The sequence below is a fragment of the Blautia stercoris genome (genome assembly GCF_054657695.1).
Genome location: NZ_BAAHYF010000001.1, coordinates 1,781,819 through 1,802,907, shown reverse-complemented (window position 1 = coordinate 1,802,907; position 21,089 = coordinate 1,781,819). Strand labels below are relative to the sequence as shown.

At 39.8% G+C, this 21,089-nt stretch carries 15 protein-coding genes; all 15 read left to right on the top strand.

Features of this window, described 5'->3' with window-relative positions; genetic code table 11:
• Positions 1–54: 54 nt before the first annotated feature.
• The 15 genes from ACYQ2D_RS08665 to ACYQ2D_RS08595 all read left to right on the top strand — a co-directional run bounded on the left by ACYQ2D_RS08665 (position 55) and on the right by ACYQ2D_RS08595 (position 21,075).
• The gene (locus ACYQ2D_RS08665) at positions 55–1,410 is read left to right on the top strand and encodes an ATP-binding protein (protein WP_187558820.1); all 1,356 of its coding nucleotides are present in this window, start codon (positions 55–57) and stop codon (positions 1,408–1,410) included.
• Between the two features lie 131 nt (positions 1,411–1,541).
• On the top strand, positions 1,542–2,393 hold the full coding sequence (locus ACYQ2D_RS08660; RefSeq protein ID WP_187558821.1) for a TatD family hydrolase: 852 nt from the start codon (positions 1,542–1,544) through the stop codon (positions 2,391–2,393).
• A 79-nt stretch (positions 2,394–2,472) separates the two neighbouring features.
• Entirely contained in the window at positions 2,473–3,699 is a 1,227-nt protein-coding gene (locus tag ACYQ2D_RS08655) for a helix-turn-helix domain-containing protein (protein WP_330600401.1), read from the top strand.
• Positions 3,700–3,930: 231 nt separating this feature from the next.
• Positions 3,931–12,012 carry an InlB B-repeat-containing protein gene (locus ACYQ2D_RS08650; protein ID WP_459785154.1) on the top strand — a complete coding sequence of 2,694 codons (8,082 nt, stop codon included), beginning with the start codon at positions 3,931–3,933 and terminating at the stop codon, positions 12,010–12,012.
• A 20-nt stretch (positions 12,013–12,032) separates the two neighbouring features.
• A complete protein-coding gene (locus ACYQ2D_RS08645) occupies positions 12,033–12,551 on the top strand; it encodes a hypothetical protein (RefSeq protein ID WP_187558823.1) in 519 nt (172 codons plus the stop codon).
• 137 nt (positions 12,552–12,688) lie between these two features.
• Complete coding sequence (locus ACYQ2D_RS08640; RefSeq protein WP_118701242.1) at positions 12,689–13,138, top strand: hypothetical protein; 450 nt, start codon at positions 12,689–12,691, stop codon at positions 13,136–13,138.
• A gap of 17 nt (positions 13,139–13,155) precedes the next feature.
• Positions 13,156–13,893 (top strand): hypothetical protein, encoded by a 738-nt coding sequence (locus ACYQ2D_RS08635; RefSeq protein ID WP_187558825.1) that lies wholly within the window; start codon positions 13,156–13,158, stop codon positions 13,891–13,893.
• A gap of 159 nt (positions 13,894–14,052) precedes the next feature.
• Complete coding sequence (locus ACYQ2D_RS08630; RefSeq protein WP_187558826.1) at positions 14,053–14,715, top strand: hypothetical protein; 663 nt, start codon at positions 14,053–14,055, stop codon at positions 14,713–14,715.
• Positions 14,716–14,968: 253 nt separating this feature from the next.
• A complete protein-coding gene (locus ACYQ2D_RS08625; RefSeq protein ID WP_022304225.1) occupies positions 14,969–15,727 on the top strand; it encodes an IclR family transcriptional regulator in 759 nt (252 codons plus the stop codon).
• Positions 15,728–15,943: 216 nt separating this feature from the next.
• Entirely contained in the window at positions 15,944–17,116 is a 1,173-nt protein-coding gene (locus ACYQ2D_RS08620) for a Glu/Leu/Phe/Val family dehydrogenase (protein WP_022304226.1), read from the top strand.
• Between the two features lie 117 nt (positions 17,117–17,233).
• Positions 17,234–18,475, top strand: coding sequence for an MFS transporter (locus tag ACYQ2D_RS08615; RefSeq protein WP_459785152.1), 1,242 nt, complete (start codon positions 17,234–17,236; stop codon positions 18,473–18,475).
• Positions 18,476–18,510: 35 nt separating this feature from the next.
• Positions 18,511–18,723 carry a 4Fe-4S binding protein gene (locus ACYQ2D_RS08610; RefSeq protein ID WP_459785150.1) on the top strand — a complete coding sequence of 71 codons (213 nt, stop codon included), beginning with the start codon at positions 18,511–18,513 and terminating at the stop codon, positions 18,721–18,723.
• 15 nt (positions 18,724–18,738) lie between these two features.
• The gene (gene vorB, locus ACYQ2D_RS08605) at positions 18,739–19,791 is read left to right on the top strand and encodes a 3-methyl-2-oxobutanoate dehydrogenase subunit VorB (RefSeq protein ID WP_459785148.1); all 1,053 of its coding nucleotides are present in this window, start codon (positions 18,739–18,741) and stop codon (positions 19,789–19,791) included.
• Position 19,792: 1 nt separating this feature from the next.
• Positions 19,793–20,530: a thiamine pyrophosphate-dependent enzyme gene (locus ACYQ2D_RS08600; RefSeq protein ID WP_117457707.1), complete on the top strand. Its 738-nt coding sequence runs from the start codon at positions 19,793–19,795 to the stop codon at positions 20,528–20,530.
• Between the two features lie 5 nt (positions 20,531–20,535).
• On the top strand, positions 20,536–21,075 hold the full coding sequence (locus tag ACYQ2D_RS08595; protein ID WP_022304231.1) for a 2-oxoacid:ferredoxin oxidoreductase subunit gamma family protein: 540 nt from the start codon (positions 20,536–20,538) through the stop codon (positions 21,073–21,075).
• Positions 21,076–21,089 lie beyond the last annotated feature (14 nt).

Genomic DNA, 21,089 nt, shown 5'->3' with positions numbered 1-21,089 from the left:
GCAACTGTATAATAAAGTTGAAAAAGATGTAAACTTATTATACGGAGGTGCAAAATGTTGGAGCGTTTGGCAAAAAGAAAGATTCAGGAATGGATCAAAACAGGAAAAGACGCATTTATGTTAACTGGGGCAAGACAGATTGGAAAGACATATTTGATTCGTGAGTGCTTAAAAGAAAGTGGATTTCCATATGTTGAAATTAATTTTATCGAACAGCCACAGCTTGTAGATGTATTCTCAAAAGCAAAAGATGCCAAAGAGTTATTGATGCGTTTAAGCTTAACTGCAAATGGAAAATTGAAAAAAGGAAAAACAATTATATTTCTAGATGAAGTTCAGGAATTTAAAGATATCGTTACAAGAGTAAAATTTTTGGTAGAAGAAGGAAGTTTCCGATATATTATGAGCGGTTCATTGCTGGGAGTAGAGTTAAATGACCTTCGTTCAGCACCTGTGGGTTATATGGAAATATATGATATGTATCCTATGGGATTTAAAGAGTTTGCACTTGCAGTCGGGATAAACAAAGAAATTTTTGAAATGCTGGAAGAGAAATTTAAAAATAAGGTCGTTGTAGATGAATATGTACATTCTAAACTGTTGGAAGTGTTTTATTTGTATTTAATTGTAGGTGGAATGCCGGAAGCAGTAGATGTGTATCTTCGCACGAATGACCTGGAAAAAGTAGCTCAGGTTCATGAGAAAATTATCAGGTTATATAAACAGGATTTTTCTAAATATGAGATTAGATATAAGCTTAAATTGCGTGAAATATATGATGCAATGCCTGGACAACTGGACCAGAAAAACAAGAGATTTCAATTAAATAGTATAGGAAAAGGAATGAGTTATGACCGGGTTGAAAATGATTTTCTGTGGTTGAAAGATGCTGGCGTGGTGATTCCCGTATACAATATAGCAGAACCTAAATTACCGCTAGTTATTAGCGAAAATAGAAATCTTTTCAAATTGTTTTTTTCAGATGTTGGTTTGTTGACCAGCAGATATTCCAATCAGGTAAAACTGGCAATTCTGAATCAGGATAAATCGATTAACAATGGCGCTCTTTTTGAAAATGTAGTTGCACAGGAATTGCTTTTACATGGACATAAAGAATATTATTTCAACAGTAAGAAACAGGGAGAACTTGATTTTGTAATTGAGCTAAATGGAAAGGTGACTCCGTTGGAAATAAAATCAGGAAAAGATTATAAGAGACATTCAGCATTAAATAACATTTTGCAAAATCAAGATTACCAGATTGATGAAGCACTGATTTTCTCGGAAGGAAATGTAGAAATAGACGGAAAACGAGTGTATTTGCCAATTTATATGATTATATTTCTGGAAGAAGCGAGGCTAGAGAATACAGTTTATAAGTTAGACTTAAGTGGATTAAAGAATATCTAAATTGAAATTCAAAACTGAATATGCAAAAAAAACAAAACAAAAGAGCTGGAGGGCTACGTATCCAATGCCTTAACTAAATGACATTGAAGAAAAAGGTACTCTCGTTTCACCGTTTACCAAGGAGGTTCACCATGTTCATTGATTCCCACATCCACCTTTCCCATCCATCCTACTCCACCCCATTTTTATATTACTCTCCAGTCACCCATTCCCTTTCAACCACCACGCGCTCAAACTTAATCGAGGAGTTTCGTTCTGCCAAAATCTCAGCAGTCATCGAGCCTGCGATTGAGTTAGAATCCAATGAACGACTTTTAGACCTCAGCAGAGAGTATCCAGATTTTGTTTTCCCGGCAGTAGGAGTGCATCCGACAAGAACGCCACAGACGCCTTGGAGTGCGAGAAAGCAGGTTGAAGAGTGGTCAAAGGATGAAAAAGTGATTGCGATTGGTGAGCTGGGGCTGGATTATCACCATGCTAGAAGAGAACAGTATCGGTTAAAGCAAAAACTGTGGTTTATCTGGCAGATTCTTTTGGCAGATAAACGTAATCTTCCTGTCATTTTACATATTCGTCTTGCGGACAGGGATACCATTCGGATTTTGCGATTCTTTAAAAAGAAACTGCATGGTGGAGTGTGTCATTGTTTTACAGGAGATGCTGAAACTGCAAGGATTTATACACAGGAATTTGGTTTTCTGCTTGGAATTGGAGGCTATCTTTTACAAGGAACTGAGACGAGCAGGGCATTAGAAGAAGCGGTGAAAGAGACACCTTTGGAATTTCTTGTGCTGGAAACCGATGGACCGTATGTAAAACCAAAAGCACCGGAGGGGATTTCCGGAAAGCAGTGGAAAAAGAGCAGAAATACAAGTCTGATGATTCCGGAAGTGGCAAAGCGTATTGCCGAAATCAAAGGAATTGATGTAGAGGAAGTAGAGCAAATCACGACAAAAAATTTCAAAACACACTTCAAAATTTAACTTTTTTGTCTTAAAATGGTAACCAGATGGTTGACGTTAATAGAGAAAAATAAGCGAATGATTTGAAGGGGGACATTTTATGACTACATCAGACCTTGTAAAAGAAATGTGTCAGAAACAGGGCATCAGTATCGCTGCATTAGCAAAAAACCTGGGACAGACACGGCAGAATTTCTATAAAAAACTGCAAAGGGACACCTTAACACTTACGGAATTAAAGCAGATAGCCGAAGTGCTGGATGCAAATTTTGAACAGCTTTTTCGTATGCCGGACGGCACAAAGTTTTCTTTGAAAAGTGAGAATAAAAAACGAACGGTCTTACCGCTTGTTGGCAGTGCGTTTGAGCCGGGAGGGGCAAAAGAGGCAATTGAAAGGATACAGGATAAGGAACTTTCCGAGATTGCACAGGCAGAATTGTATTTTTTTTCAGCACAGGCGGAAAACTGTGTGAAGATTGTGGAAAACTATCTTTCCAGTGAGGATATTATGTTGAGACTTTCGGCAGATATGCTGTATACCTTTGCAAATCTTACGCTTGGAAATGCAAGGGAAGCGCAGAGTTCCAGAGAAGACGTCTATAAGTGTTTAAAATGGGCATTTCAGGAGGATGAGACAAACGAGAAAAAGGCATCCTGTGTCTTTGCGTTTTATGTCATCAGCATTTTTATCCACATTCCACCGGAAGAAAATATTCCGCCTTTGGAAAAATACATTCCATATCTGCCAATTGGTCAGCGTCTGTTTGCGAGCAGCCTGCTTGCACATGAGACTTATCTTAGAATGGAGTATGCCAAAGCGCAGGGAATCGTTCAGTCTGCGATGTTGATGTCGGACGGAACCTATCCGATATCGATGATTTATTTAAATTGTGTGGCTGCGATGTGTCAGATTAATTTAAGAGAGCAGGAAGAAGCGAAAAAATCAGTTTCTTTTGCGTGGGAAATGGCAAGAAAAGATGGATTTTTAGAACCGTTTATCGAATATCATGGCTTGCTTCAAGGGGTATTAGAGGCCTGTATCAGAAAAAGTGAGCCGGAAGTATATAAAAAATTAGTAGATGGAGTGATTGCATTTAGCAGAGGCTGGATGAAGATTCATAATCCGAAGATGCAAAAGGCAGTTACGGATTTGCTCACACCGCTGGAGTACTCCATTGCGATGCTTGCCTGCCGTGACTGGACAAATCAGGAAATCGGGGAGCATCTGGGATTGTCGGTTAATACGGTAAAACATTATGTTTCGAGAATTTTGGAAAAACTTCATATTGATAAACGGGATAAAATAAAAGAATTTGTAAACCAGTAAAGAGATGTGCTTTCGGAACCTTTATTATACCTGCTTTTACAGAGTGTCTGTTTTGTATGATGAAATACGAAACAGGCACTTTTTTGATGTCAAACGGGCATGTGAAACAAAATCCGTTTTTGATAAAATTAATGTCAAAGAAGTAATGGTTATTGAGCGAAAAATTACCTTTCAAAAGCAAAGCAAGGAAAGAATGCGAGAGGGAATAATTCAAAGAAGGGGAGGGGAAATATGAAGAAACGTCTGATTAGTATGCTGCTGAGTGCAGCATTATTTGTCACATCTATACCGATGCCGGTTTCTGCGGACAATCAAGTAAATGAAGGGAATGCGAGTACCGCAGTTTCAAGTGAAGGCAATCAGGGTGAAACTCAGGAAAATGGCATTGATTATAAGATGAATGGCGGTGCTTTTACATCGGGGTATGAAGCACCGGACACTTATCCGGCAGGCGAACTGCCGACAGAGGAAAATATTACAAAGGCGGGATACGAGTTTGGCGGATGGTATGAGGATGAAAATTTTAGTGGGGAACGCATTACATCCTTAGATACAGCGGATCATTCCGGAGCTATCGTACTTTATGCGAAATGGATCGAGCGTTATTATTATATTGATATTCCACAGACGGTATCGGCAGATGGCGGTACGCTTTCTATTTCAGCAAAAGCAGGTGGATTTTACGACAAAGATTATGTGAGTGTGTCAGTTGCGTCAGAAAATGACTGGAAGCTGAAAAACGGAAAGCATGCATTGGGTTATGAACTCCGAGGGGAAGAGGGCGGTACAAAGCTCGAAAACAATTCGCTTGTAACAAGTTTAAGTGCAGAGGAAAATAAGACAGAGGAGAATTTTAACTGTACCGTAACGGATACACCGAGTTATACAGGGGAATATACCGATAAGCTGACGTTTGATATTGCATTTGAAGAGACACGTTATACCGTTCATTATGAGACAAACGGCGGTACGCAGTATCAGGACACCAAAAATCAAGCAGGCGAAAATGTTGCATTAACCGACCAGTCCTTTCCGGCAGGAACGGCCCTTACAAATCTGCCGGAGCCGGTCAAAAAATCTGCAACATTTATCGGTTGGTGTTATGATGCGGAATGTACCAAGTATGTTGACAGTAAGGACAGGCTGTTAGGCGATATTACGTTATATGCGGCTTATACCGATACCCAGCCGTTAGATACGGTCACGATGGAAACTTATGCGAGAGCGTATGATGTGGCAACGGATTTCACCATTTCGATTACCGATACGAGTGGAAAATTAACGGCAGAAGAACTTCGACAGGCATGTACGATTAAGAATGTAAGTGACCCTTCGGAAGAAATTGTATTAAGTATCATCGAAAACGGCGACCAGACATTTACCGTTGGAAAGGAAAACGGATGGACGGAAGGTGCTTCTTACAAACTGGAATTAAAAAACAATGCGCTGTATTTTACCGGCTATGACACAAGCATCCGTGAGTATGATTTTACAGTTTATAAGGCAGAAATTGAAAATGCAAAGTTAAGAAGTGAACTTAAGTACATTCATACAAATGATTTAAGTGATTTAACCGTAAATGGTCAGAAAGCAAAATCAGTTTCCGTCGCAGTTATGACAGTTGGGGCAGATGGTTCCGTACAGGAAGAGGGAAGTGAAACTTCCGGAACATTTACTTATACCAAACAGAAATTAAGTGTTGGAGATAAGATTGCAGTCTATTCAGGTGATGTGATTCCGACGATGGAACTGTCGTCCGGAGAAAACAGTGATGTTTCCTTTTTTGAAATTACAGCAGTAAATGGAACGTCTTACAGCTATCGTGGCGCTGAGGCAGAAGATGTATTATTTATGCCGGACGTAATTCCGCTTCTTGCTGAGAAAGATAAGGATGGAGATCTAGACAATAACAGTGCGACAGTTGCTGTTAGTGATTTGACCTTTGGCGATGACGAAATGAGTCAGGCAATGAATCTTAGCAGTGAGACAACAATTGACGCCGGTGATTTTCTTGCATTTTATACGGACATTAACAGCGAGACACTTTTCTATGGGGAGATTCAAAGCGTTACCGTTTCAGGGGAGGATTACATATTAGACTATGTGCTTGTTTCGTGGGAAGAAATTCAGATAGCAATGGATGTGTATCGAACAGAGAAAGTAGATGGAAATGAACTTTTAGAAGATACCGACCGTGGCGAGTTTGAAGATGAAATCGAACAGCAGGCAGTTGAGAGTGGATTTGCAAATGAAGTGGTAGAGCGGATTGCCGAAGCAGCGATGCAGACGGAGTCCTTTGAAGAATTAGAACAATCCTTATCCAATGATTTGGGCGCGGGAATTTCATTGCAGCCGAATACAAACATAAATAAAATCATGCCGTTTGCAGGCGGAAAGCCTGGTCGTGTGACCGCAGAGCTTGACCACGTAAAGGCAAATCTTGGAACGACCTTAAAGCATTTTGATGGTGATATCAGTGGTGTGCGCATGGCACTCGATATCGGTGTGAAGATTACCATCAAAGTTGCACATGGCGCAAATATTGAAATTTTAGTGACAGCGACATTTGAACAGGAAGTTCGTGTCAACATTAATGTAAATGGAAAAGCAGTCTGGAAGAGATGGGGGATTTTCCCGTATATTGCAGATTATCGAGTAACGGCATCCTTTGATTTATATGAATATACCGGAATCGGTTTAAATGTAAACTTTAAGGTCGTAGAATCCGGATTTATCGATAATGGCTCGAAACTTAGAAAAGGTGTCAACAAGATAACAGAAGAACTTAAGAGCATGATGGAAAATGGCGAGGATTATCTTGCGGATAAATCGAAATTGTCAGGAAGTCTTGGTGATTCAGGAGATGATATTTCGGTTTCTAAGAGCCTTGCCGAGCGATATTCGGAACTGTTAGAAGAAGATTCAGACTGGGTGGAAATCTATAACCGCAAGCTGCTGGAACGGCATTTCCGTGTCTTATTAATTATCGATATTGAAGTACGTTTAGACTTTGTAGTATCTGCAAATGTCAATATTTCAATGGGTATGAGTTACTGGTATAAAAATGCAAAACGTTATGTGTTCTGTGTAAAAGTAAAAGACAGAAGCGCAACCAGTGATACGATTGATTTATGTGAAGAACAATACGAATTTACCGCTTATGCGATGGGAACGCTTGGACTTCGGGCAGGAGTAAGGCTTACAATCAAGGTGGGGCTGATTTCTACGAAACTTGCCAGTGTGGGGATCTCCGCAGAAGTCGGTGGATATGCGCAGGTTTGGGGTTATCTGTATTATGAATTAAAATATGCGGCATCGACGGGACGGCAGACCAGGGCAATGGGTGCGATTTATTTGGAAATCGGTATTTATCTTGAAATTAAATTCCAGGCGCAGGCACTTGCCAATGCATTTACTTACAGTCCGACTTTGTATGAAAATGAATGGCCGCTCTATCGGGTTGGAAGTCTTGAGAGCGTCCTGGATTTTGTATATACGCAGAATGAAGTTGAAGAGATTAGCATGAAGCGTGACATTCAGTCGGTACAGCTTTCTGATAATTACTTCAAGATGCAGTACATGCACATGAAAGATGGCTTAAACGATGGAAAATATTTTGAAAAGATTTATGATGATAATTCAAAATATTTTAACATCGTGATGACAAATCCGGCATTTAGTTATGACCCTGCGACAAACATCATCAGCGTTGATCCGCAAAACAAACCGGAACAGGATGGAGAAATGATAATTACCTGGAAGAACCAGGAGGGCACATTTAATACAAAAGCGATTACAAGAAAGATTTCTCTGCACTGGGATAAACTTCGGGATGGTTATTACATTGCATTCCAGAGTAACGGCGGTTCTTATATTGAAACAATTGTAGGAAAATACAATGTTCCGATTCAGGCACCGAAAAATCCGGTACGTTTAGGTTACAATTTCGCAGGATGGTACAGCAATGAAGAACTGACCAAACCGTATACGATTCCGACAAACATGCCGGACAATGATGCATTGGTTTATGCAAAATGGGAAGCAGCGGATGTGGATTACACGGTTGTGGACTATGTGGAAAAGACAAATGGTGTCTATGAAGCGCAGACTCCGGTGAAATATAAGGCAAAGACAGATTCTAAGGTGACACCGACTCCGACGAAACGGACAGGATTTGAGACTCCGCCTGAGATTACCGAGACGATACAGGCAGATGGAAGTACGGAAATCGAGTATTATTATGCGAGAGAACAGCATAAAATCACATTTGAATCTGAGGGAGAAATTCTCTCACAGGGAATTTATAAATACGGAAGTCTCATGCCGACACCGGCGGTATATCGACCGGGATATGAATTTGATGGATGGGACAGCGAAGTTCCGGAAAATGTTCCGGCAGAAGATAAGACTTATCGGGCAAAATGGAAACCATTAGACGGTATTGCTTATTCTGTAAAATATTATATCCAGAATCCGGATGGAGAAGGCTATGAAGTGGGTGAAATCAAGACCTTCTCCGGAAAGACAGCAGAAGAAGTGACTGCACCGGAAGCAGATTATGATGAGGCAGTTTACCACTTAAAAGGGCAGCTTCCAAAAGGCAAAGTAAAAGCAGATGGAAGTCTGGTATTAAAAGTTTACTATGATTTAAATAAATATAAACTGACATATGACCCGGATGGCGGAACACTTGACGAGACAGAAGTAAGTGCAAAACCAGGCGATAAGATTTCACTTCCGGTACCGGTTCGGGATGGATATACCTTTGAAGGCTGGTATTTAGACAAAACACATGAGCAGTTATTTGGCGGAACGATGCCAAGAGAGGACTGCACAGTTTATGCAAAATGGGAAACACAGAAAGTAAATTATACGGTAAGACATCTTCAGGAAGTGGTTCATAACGAAGAAGTCGAGGCAAACAGCGTGGAAATCGACCCATCCATTGCGGAAGAAGAACCAATAGAAGAGAATAATTTTGAATTAGTGGAAGAAGAAGTATTCTCTGCAAAGACAGGTGAAATGGTAACTCCGGCAGTGAAAAGTTATACAGGATTTACTGCACCGGAAACCGTTACAGAAAAGGTTTTAGGAGATGGAAGTCTTGTCATTGAATATCGTTATCAGAGAAATATGCATGAGATTAATCTGGTATTTGATGGCAAAGAAATCATTCGTTACTGGCTTCAGTATGGCGCATCGATTGTTGAGACCCCGGGAAGGATGGGATATCTGTTTGGCGGATGGTACACGGATGATACTTATCAGACTGCATTTAGCGGAACAATGCCGGACAATGATTTGAGTTTATATGCAAAATGGGAACCGACAGATTCCGAATACATCGTACGACATTACAAACAGGATCTTCCTGCAACCGATGAAAAGACTTATACGCTTGTGGAAGAAGAAGTGAAAACTGCACTTACAGACAGTGAAGTGACACCGGAAGTAAAAACTTATGAAGGTTTTGTTTCTCCATCGGCGAAGAAAGAAGTCGTAAGTCCTTATGGAGATACCAGCATTGAATATTATTATGATCGGGTTTCCAATCCGGTTACTTATGTACAGAATAATGGAGAAGCAGACAAGGTTGAAGATACTTTATTTGGTGAAGAAATTTCCTATATTCCAAAACAATCCGGTTATGCATTTGTCGGCTGGTATTTAGATGAAGCATTGACTAAACCGCTTGAGAAGGCAGAAATGCCGGCACACAGTTTGAAACTTTATGCAAAATGGGAGCTTGGAAAGAAATCCTATCGTGTCAACCATTACATTCAGGAAGTGCGACTTGGTGAAAATTATGAACTGGCTGAGAGTGAAAACTTTATCGGCACAGCAGGTGAAATGGTAGCACCGGAAGTTAAGACTTATGAGGGATTCACCTCACCGGAAAAACAGTATTATGAACTTCAGGTATCGGATGATATGGAAGTGTTCAATTATTACTATCAGCGTAACAGTTACAATGTGACAATAGACAGAAACAACGGCAGTGAGAATATTACATTAGAACCGGCGTATGAATCAAAAATCGAATACCGTCCGGAAAAGATGGGTTATCAGTTTGCAGGCTGGTATCTTGACAAGGAGTTAAAACAGGAATTTGGTGGAACAGTTCCGGCGAAAGATTTGACTCTGTATGCAAAATGGGAGGCACAGGATGTTTCCTACAGCGTGCGCCATTATCTGCAAAATGCAAATGATGACGGATATACCTCAGCAGGTACAGAGAGCTTTACAGCAAAGACTGACAGCAGTGTGACACCGGAAGTTAAGACTTATGCAGGATTTACCTCACCAGAGACACAGACAGCAACCGTAACGGCAGATGGAACATTAAATATTACTTACCGTTATCTGAGAAACACCCATACCTTGACAGAGAAATTCTGCGATGGCAGGGAAGATAAGATTCAGACGATGCGGTATGGTTCAGCGATTGCGGGCGTATCAAAAGCGGGTTACACCTTTGCAGGCTGGTATTTGGATGAGAACTATGAAACTGCATTTACCGGAACAATGCCGGATCAAGACCTGACCTTATATGCAAAATGGGAAGCAAAGAAAATCAATTACGTGGTGGAACACTATCAGGAAAAGGCAGATGGAAATGGTTATGTTTTAAAAGAACGTGAAATCAAAACTGCCGATACCGACAGCACTGTGACACCGGAAGTAACCTCTTACACAGGATTTACCTCACCACAGGTACAGACAAAGAAAGTAGACGGCGCAGAGATGACAGTGATTCAGTATCACTATACAAGAAATGTTCACCGTCTGACCTTTGTTCTTGAAAATGGAGAAGCAGATAAGGTTTCCGATGCTCGTTATCAGAGTACAGTGACTGCACCAAATCCAAAACGGGAAGGTTATACCTTTGTCGGATGGGATAAAGAAGTCGTTGAGACGATGCCGGACAATGACGAAACTTATACGGCAGTCTGGATGAAAAATACTTACACAATCCGCTTTAACACAGAAGGCGGAAATGAAATCAAAGAAATGACTCTGGAATATGGCGAAAAGATTACCAAACCGAAAGAACCAAAACGGAAAGGTTATAAGTTTGTTAGCTGGAACATTGAAATTCCATCGGAAATGCCGGCAAAGAATCTGATGTGTACCGCAATATGGAAGAAAGAAACTTATACCATCAGCTATAACTTAAATGGCGGAAGTGCTTCTAATCCGGAAAGCTACGATGTGGAAAGCAGACCAATTCGTCTGGAAACTCCGAAACGGACAGGCTATACCTTTACCGGATGGAGTGGAACTGGGCTTTCCGAGAATAAAATGACAGTGACGATTACAAAAGGTTCAACTGAAAACCGCAGTTACACCGCAAACTGGAAGGAAAATACTTACACCATCCGCTTTACCACCTGTGGAGTCGGAACAACCGGCTCAATGAGTGAGATAAAAATGAATTATACACAGACAAAACAACTGCCGGATAACAAATTTGAATGTAAAGGCTACACCTTCATCGGATGGTCTTATAAAGCAAACCAGACCATTGCATATTATAGAGACCACGCATGGGTAAGCAAACTTTCGGATGCAAATAATGGCGTTGCAACCTTGTATCCGGTATGGAAAGCAAACACGTATAAAGTAACCTTTGATTACGGATATGATAACAAGAAGTCAGAAGTTAACTGTGTATACAACAAAAATTATTCGCTTCCACAGAATGTAACAAGATATGGCTGGACCTTTGAAGGCTGGAAACTGAAAAATGCGACAGCAGTAACCTATAAACCAGGCAAGAAAAATGCAAAACTTGAAGATGCAGAAAATATTGTGTTGCATGCAAGCTGGAAAGCAAATAATTCGTACAGTTATCGTCCATCAAGTTCGTCAAACAGATATCTGGTTACGGATGACCATGAACTGACTAAATTTACATTCTATGTGGATGGAAATCAGACTTCTGTAAAGACAACCGGCGATACGGGACAAAATCCGGCAAGATATCATCTGAATATGACGAATCTTTCTTATCAGGCAGTTCATAATAGCTACAGCAAGATGAAGATAAAGATAAGCTTTAAGATTACGATGGAAAAAGATGGGTATGCAGATTTAAGAGTTTCTTATCATTCCAGAACAGAAAATAAGACTTATGAAAAATGGAAAACCGAAGTAGAAGACATCAAGGCGAAGAACGGAGAGACCGTAACGTATACTTATACAAAAGACGGCACCGATGCAGATAATATCACATTGGAATTTGACGCACATGGAAAAAATTCTGATAAATATTATCTCAGCAACTTAAATGTAGACGTTACTTATGAGTAGTGAGCAAGGGGGAAGTGCAGATGAACGGCAAAAATAAAACAAATAAAATACTAATCGGAATTATTATCTGCCTGATTGCAGTGATTATTGGAGGGGCAATTTATTTTACAAGAGGTACAGACAAAGACAAGGAAAATAAAACTCCGGATTCGGCTTTCGAGCCGAATCTGGACTCCAACGCAAGCGAGACTGCCTCAAATGACGGGAACAATGAAGAAGCTGATAAACCGGAAGGAATCCGGATTCCGGGATATCCATCAATTACAGTTCCGGCAGATACAACAGACATAGAAATGAATCTGGAAAATCCGGCCGGAAATCCATGCTACTTTACATTTGAACTGGTGTTAAAAGATACAAATGAAACTCTGTATACCTCGAAAATGGTAGAACCGGGGAAAGCAATTACGAACGTAACACTGTCGCATGGACTTGAAAAAGGGGAATATCCGGCTGTGATAAAGATTTCGACAGCATCACTTGAGGATGGCTCTGCAATGAACGGAGCAAATGTAGAAACTACCTTGATTGTACAGTAGTAATAATATGCGCTCGGAGTCTTCAATGCACTTACTTTTATGGCTGATTTTTTGCCAGCTGTACCCGAATTTTATCAAAAAATTAGGCACAAAAAGATTCCGAACGCACATAAGAAAGGAAAGATAGGAGGAACACTATGAGAAGAAAATGGTTTTTTGCCGGAATCTTTTTTACAGTGATGCTTGCCAATACTGTCTATGCAAATAATACGACAACGGTAAGTTATACAGTAAATCCGGCATATACAGTGCTGATTCCGGTGGATACAGAAGTTGAATTTAATCAGTTATCAGAATCATTTGGAAAGATTCAGGTAGAAAATGCACAGCTTGATGAGGGAAAATGCATTGAGGTTTCTTTAAGTTCTGACGGAGTATTGAAAAACAAAAATAATCGGAGTGATGTGATTCCTTATCAGATTTTAAAAACGAGTGAAGCGACACCATTTGTGTCAGCGAGGTATCACACGGCAGGAGAAGCGACACCGCTTACCATCAGTATTAAACAAGATGACTGGAACAAAGCACCGTCGGGAGATTACTCAGATACCGTGACATTTACGATTTCCTACGTGGATGATAAATAAATGAGAGGGGAAGTATTATGAAGAAAAAAACAATTATGGCAGTTTTAATAGGAATGACAGTCATAATGACACAACAGAGGATTATCGTTTTAGCAGCGACTACTTCAGGTGATCGGCAAAGCAGTACTGTTAGTGCAACTGTACCGGATAAACATACGATTACAATCGATAAAGATGCGCATGTTACGATTACTTATGAGGACTCAAAAGATGAAGGGGAGGGAGATGCATTTCCGATAGAACGCTTTTCAACTCCAACCTTTACGATTGAAACCGAAGACGGATGGGAGATTGATAAAATCCTTTTAGATGGCGTAGATATCACCAGTCAGCTGAGCAATAAAAAGCTGACGCTGCCATCCGTTTATCAAAATCAGACGCTGAAAATTTCAACGAAAATCAAACCGGTATATACCGTAGTGATTCCACAGGATACCAATGTTCATTTCAATAAATTGACAGAAAACTTTGGAAAAATTTCAATGGAAAAAGTATGGTTGGAAGATGGAAAATGTATTGAAGTATCGATGAGTTCCGCAGGAAATCTGACGAACCAGAAAGATTCAAGCAAATTAATTCCATATCAGATTTTGGAAGAAGGAAAAGATACTCCGTTTACATCAGCAAAATATACGGCGCAGGGAGAAGAAACTTCTCTGCTTATCGACATTAAACAAGATGACTGGAATAAAGCGGCATCCGGTTCTTACTCTGATACTGTTACGTTTACAATCTCTTATGCAGACAGTGAATGATGGACGTGTCTGATTTGTCATCTACTGCGTTAGCGTCAACCACCGTAGCTCCGCTACGTTTCATTCCGCTGCCTTGTATATGAAAAAATCATTCAACGTCAAATATCAATGTAGTAGAGATTTGCTATACATTATACTTGTGAATTGGAGGAGGATAATGTGAAGAAAAAAATCGCTGTGCTGGCTGGAATCTGTATGCTTGTCAGTGTGCAGGGAACGGTTTTTGCAGCCGATAGGAATTCGCCCGATGATTTGTCAGACCAGACGGTTCAAAGCGTAATTCGTGCAGACGTGCCCGATTCCCATAAGATTACTGTAAAAGGAGAGCATGTTACGGTCAGTCTTGAGGGAGGAAACCAAGAAGAAAACCAAGAAGAAAACAGTATTCTTGTAGAACGGTTTTCAGAACCAAAGTTGAAATTCAGCCCTGAAAAAGGATGGAAAATAAAAAAGGTTCTGCTCGGAGATACGGATGTCACAAGTCAGGTAAAAGATGGAATAATCACTTTGGCATCTGTGTATGAAGATTTGATATTAACCGTCGAGACTGAAAAAATCAAAGACGAATCCGGCGCAAAAACAGATTCCAAATCAAACACAAGCTTCGGTCAGAAAACAAATCAAAACAGTAAAAATAATCAGACAAGCACAACAAATGGAACAAAAACAACTGCAAATTCAGGCAGTGCAACAACTGTGGGACAGGGAATCAAAGCAGCCGTGACAGAAGATGAAATGAATGTGGGAATTTATGGAATCGGAGCGGTTGCAGCAGGAGGAATAGCAGTGCGGTGCTTGAAAAGAAAAAAGAAAAAAATCTGATTTTTGGTATATTGCAAAATGGAAATGGAATATGCCATAATGCCAATAGGCAAAGAGATACAAGTCATCCATAGGTGACAAAAAACGAAAGAGCCAGAGGTGGGGTAGACCTCTGGCTCTTTCTATTCCAATTTTTGCAGCAATTTATCTCTTTTCTCAACTAACAAATTAAACTATTGCTTGTGATACACAAATATAAATGGTACTATAAAAGAGAAAAGACTCCTAAAAAAATTAAGAAAGGGGCAAGTTTATGGGAAGAGAAGGAGAAGTTAAAGTAAAGAGTCTGCAAAAAGCAATGGAAGTATTAGAGTGCTTTATACAAAAGCAGCCGCTTGGAGTAACAGAAATCAGTGAAAAACTGGGGCTGTATAAGAGTAATGTGCATAATATTCTGATGACTTTTACCGCACTTGGATACTTAACACAGGATGATGAAACCGGAAAGTTTCATCTGGGAGTATCCGTAATGACTCTGAGCCGGGCATTTCGTGAAGGACTTGATATTACAAGAGTCGCAGTACCATTTATGCGAGAAATTGCAAATGAGGCAGGAGAGCTGATCTATCTGACAATTCCAAAAGATGACAGTGTAATCTATCTGGAAGGAATTTCACCGGATCATCAAAGAATGGTCAGTAAATCGGTTGCAGGAGAAGACTGTAAGATGTATTGCACTGCTGTAGGAAAAGCGATGCTTGCAAGTATGCCGAAAGAAGAAGTCGAAAAATGTATTTCAGGGAAGCTTGAAGCGTATACAGAAAATACGATTACAGATAAAAAAAGTCTCTTAGAAGAAATTGAAAAAACACGAATTCGAGGTTATGGAATCGATGATATGGAAATCATGTTTGGCATTAAATGTGTGGGAGTTGCACTGTTAAATCATGATGGAAAAGTGGAAGGTGGACTGAGTATCAGCGCCCCATCGCTTAGAATGAGTGACGAGAAAATTGAATTATATGCAAATATACTTAAGGAATATGCCGCAAAGATACAAAAAATGTTATAAACTTGTGCAAGTTTACTGAAAAATAAAAAAGCAGAAGAAAAATATTGAAAAAAAACACAAAAGATGGTAAAGTAGAATTATCAAATAAAGAACGTAGTTCTCTAATAAAGAACAGATGAAAGAGGAACCCGACAGGAAGTCGGGTAAAAAAATGAACGAAAATAAGAACACTGTTCTGTAATAGAGAACAAAGGAAAGATTTAGGGAGGATAAAAAATGGCAAACAAACCGTATGTAGTAGTGGAATGGAATGACACAGAGACAGATGCAAAAGGATGGATGTGTGCGTACAACTTCGTTGGACATTATTGTGGCGGTGGAACAAGAATGCATCCGACAGTAACAAAAGAAGAAGTAATTCGTCTGGCAACAACAATGGGATACAAATATAAAGCATGTGAATCCCAGACAACAGGTGGATGTAAAGCAGGTATTGCTTATGATTACAAAGCTCCAGATGCACTCGATGTATTAAAGAGATTCTTAACCGCAACTGCTCCTTATATTAACGCAGGTGTTTCCATCGGTGGAGACTTAGGTGTTGATTATTCAGATGTACTTCGTATCTTAGATGAACTGGGAATTGGTATTCCTCAGACAAAAGCAATGAAAGAAGACCCGGATATCCATCAGGGAATTGTAAATCATGACAGAGCAGAAAAAGAATTAACTTATGATGGATTTAAAATGTACGACATGATCACCGGATACGGTGTTGCAGCTGCAGCCGATGAAGCCTGGAAATTAAAAGGCGGAAAAGAAGGCGCAAGCGTAGTGATTCAGGGATTCGGATGCGTTGGTGCAAGTTGTGTTAACTCTTTATATAACATGGGTTATAAAGTAGTTGGTATCGCAGATGTAAACGGACTGGTTTACTGCAAAGACGGATTGAATATTCCAAAATTAGTTGAAACAAGACTTCCAAAAGGTGAATTAAACCGTGAAGCGTTTGAAGATAATTATGAAGTTCTTCCAAATACCGAATGGATTTCAGCAGACTGTGATATCTTAATTCCGGCAGCACTTGAAGATGTTATCAATAAAGATAATGCAGATAAAATCAAAGCTTCTCTTCTTGTTGAAGCAGCAAATATTCCTACCACTCCGGAAGCAGATGAAATCCTTCAGAAGAAAGGCGTAGATGTAGCAGTTGACTTTATTTCCAACCTTGGTGGAATTCGTATTTATGAAGCTGTTATTTTCCGTATTGTAAAAATTGAAAATATGAATGATGAAGAAGCAGCAAAAGCAATTGTAGATGATACAGTAAATCTGATTCGTAAACAGACTAAACTTGTATTTGAAGAAGCAGCAAAAACCGGAGAATTTACAAGAGACGTTGCAAGAAGATTATTTACACCGGATAAATCTGACACACCGGATATGTAAGAAAAAACTTACAGAAATACAACGTGAAAGAAGTTGGGGGCTGTCGGAAAGACAGCCCCCTTTTTCAGTTTATGGGATGAGAAACATTCTAAATTAGGAAAAAAGAGGAGGGTGTTTATGGAGTCAAAAGCGAGAAAATATTTGACCATTATTGCATTAGGGCTTGCAGGAGGTTCAATTTATTTCATTCCTTATGTAAAATATGTATTTTACGATGCACAGCTTGCGGCAATGGGAATTAATAATACACAGTCAGGTTTATTGCTGACCATGTATACGATTGGAAATATGGTTCTTTATATTCCGGGCGGATATCTGGCGGATAAGGTATCAACGAAAAAAGCTTTGATTATATCGCTGGTAGCGACATCCGTTTTAACGTGGGTTTATGCATTTTCATTAAATTTTGTCGTTTCTATGATTATATGGCTTGGTCTTTCCTTTAGTACAGCCTTTGTATTCTGGTCAGCACTTATGAAAGCGGTACGAATTGTAGGAACAGAAGAAGAACAGGGATTCATGTATGGTTTATATTACGCTTGTAATGGAATCGCAGCAGCTTTAACAAGTTTTATTTCTCTGTATGCTTATAATACAGCAGGCGAAGACATTAAGAGCGGATTTGTACGTGGTGTAAATGCCAGCGGAGTTGTTGTTCTTATCGCAGCCATCTGTTTAGTATTCTTAATGAAAGAAGAGGCAGGAAAAGTTACAACAGAAAGTGACGATGATAAAATTTCTCTTCCAATGGTTGGAAAAGTTTTAAAATCCCCTGTTGTGTGGATTTTATCAATCGTAATCTTATGTGGATATGGATTAAAATCCAGTGTTTCTTACTTCAATCCATATTTAACAGAAGTAGTTGGCGTCTCAGCAGTTAATTCAGGTATTTTCTCAATTATTAATAACTATCTGTTGTTATTACTTGCACCGGTTGGTGGAATTTTAGCAGATAAGGTATTTAAATCAACATGTAAATGGTTGAGTGTGTCATTTGTGATTCTTGCAGTATTATTCGGTGGAGTTTTATTGATTCCATCTGACATCAGCCCGATGGTAGCAAGTATTTATACTTTACTTCCAGGGGCAGTTACAATGATGATGTATGGGGTTGTATTTTCATCAGTCAGTGAAGCAGGTATTTCAAGGACAATGACGGGAACGGTTATTGGAATTTCATCCATTATTGGATATCTTCCGGATTCCATTTACTCCGTATTATTTGGCAAGTGGCTGGATAATAAAGGTGCAGCAGGGTATACAAATATCTTTATTTTCCTGGTTGCATCCGGAATCTTAGGTGCGGTTCTTGCATTTTGGATTTATCGTCATGGGAAACGTGCACAGCATGATGCGTGATGCATTAGTAAAAATATAAGAAGGAGAAGCAAGTTATGGGTAAAGAGAAAACAGAAAAGGTGTATACAAACCCGGTAAGATGCAAAGGCTGCGGATATTGTATTAATGCCTGTCCGCAGGAAGCAATCAGTGTTTCCGATCATGTAAATGCAAAAGGTTATAACACGATTATAGTAGATGAAGAAAAGTGCGTGGTATGTGGTATGTGTTATCGTGTATGCCCGGATTATGTATTTGAGATTAGATAAGGAGGTCAGTCACTTATGGCGAAGGTATTATTAAAAGGAAATGAAGCGCTGGCCGAAGCCGCATTAGCAGCGGGCTGTCGTTTTTACAGTGGATATCCGATTACTCCTCAGACAGAGATTCTGGAGTATTTATCATGGAGAATGGAAGATGTAGGCGGTGTATTTATTCAGGCAGAATCGGAACTTGCCGGAATTAACATGGTGCTTGGAGCAGCGGCTGCAGGTGCAAGAGCACTTACAACTTCATCCGGTCCTGGATTTTCTTTAAAACAGGAAGGAATTTCTTATTTGGTAGCAGCAGACCTGCCGGCAGTTATTGTTGATGTTATGCGAATCGGAAGTGGTCTTGGAGATATTGCACAGGGTCAGGGAGACTACTGGCAGTTGACAAGAGGTGGTGGTCACGGAGATTACCATACACTCGTACTTGCTCCGGCTTCCGTACAGGAAAATGCAAACATGATGGCAGAGGCATTTGACCTTGCAGAAAAATATCGTCATCCGGTGTTGATTGCATCCGATGCAGCAATCGGACAGATGATCGAAGCAGTTGAAATTCCGGAATTTGTTGAGCATGATATCAATAAATTTGACTGGAGTATCAAAGGTTGCAAAAAAGGCTGTGAACAGCGTAAAATTCAGAACGTTTATTACACACATCCTGATTATGAAGGCTATTTATCCTCTAAATATGCACAAATGGAAGAAGAGGAACAGCGTTATGAAAATATTCAGGTAGAAGATGCGGAAGTGGTTCTGGTTGCTTATGGAATCAGTTCCCGTGTAAGTAGAGAAGCAGTAGAAATTGCAAGAGCACAGGGCTTCAAACTTGGTTTGATTCGTCCGATTACTTTGTGGCCATTCCCGAAAAAAGCATTTGAAGAAGCAAAAGAAGCAAAAGCATTCTTAACTGTTGAAATGAATATTTTAGGACAGATGGTAGATGACGTAAAACTTGCAACAGAAGGCAAATATCCAGTGGATCATTATGGTTCAATCTTTGAAATTCCTGAAACAGATGGAATTATTGCAAAAGCAAAAGAAATGTTAAAAAAGGGGGAGATATAATATGAGATTAGTAGCTCCTGAAACGATTACATTTACCCAGAGTGGTTTTTGTCCGGGATGTGGACATGGTTTAGCAGTACGTTTGATTGCTGAAGTTATGGAAGAAATGGGCTTAAGCGAACAGCTTTTAGCAGTTGTAGACGTTGCCTGTGGTTCATTAAATATTGACTCCTGGAGATTCGATACAATTATGGCAGCGCATGGAAGACCAATCGCAACAGCAATTGGTGTAAAAAAAGTTCGTCCGGAAAATCCGGTTATGGCATACATCGGTGACGGTGCAGCCTATTCAATCGGTATGGCGGAAACCATGCATGCAGCACTTAGAAATGATAATGTAGTAACAATTGTTATTAACAACAGTTTATATGGAATGACAGGTGGACAGTGTGCACCGACTTCTCTTCCGGGACAGATTACAACTTCTACTCCAAGAGGAAAAGATCCGAAAAAAGCAGGTATGCCATTCCGCGTAGAAGAAGCATTTACCGGTTTTGATATTGCATATCTGGCAAGGGGTTCTATGGCAGATGCAAAAGGCATGATGCAGGCGAAAAAATATGTGAAAAAAGCATTTGAGAAACACATGAAGGGAGAAGGATTCTGCCTCGTAGAATTATTATCTCCATGTCCAACCAATCTGAATATGACTCCTGTTAAGAGTGTGGAACGTATTAAAAATGAAATGATAAAATATTTTCCACTGGGAGAATTTAAAGATAAGAAAGAGGAGGAATAGACATTATGGCAAAAGAAATTATTTGTGCCGGATTTGGCGGACAGGGCGTACTGACAGCCGGAATGCTTTTGATCAACGCCGGTATGGAACAGGATAAAAATGTATTGTTCTATCCTTCTTATGGTTCTGAAATGAGAGGTGGAACTGCAAACTGTACAGTAAAAATCAGTGATAAATTAATTGCAAGTCCAATTTCAAAGAAACCGGATATTTTATTTACCATGAATACACCGGCGATTGATAAATTTGAAGAGAGATTAAAACCAGGCGGACTGCTTCTGGTAAATTCTTCTATCGTTCCGGACGACAGAAAATATCGCGATGATATCACAGTCGTAAAAGTTCCGGCTACCGATATCGCAGCAGAAGTAAAAAATCCAAAAGGTGCAAATCTGGTTATGCTTGGAGCACTTGCTGCTCACAGTGATTTATTTTCTATTGAATATATGGAAAGTGCAATTGTTTCTTTTTTTGAGAAAAAAGGAAAAGGCAAATTTAATGAGAAAAATGTTGCCTGCTACCGTCGTGGTGTAGAAGGAAAGTAAAAACTGGAGGTAAC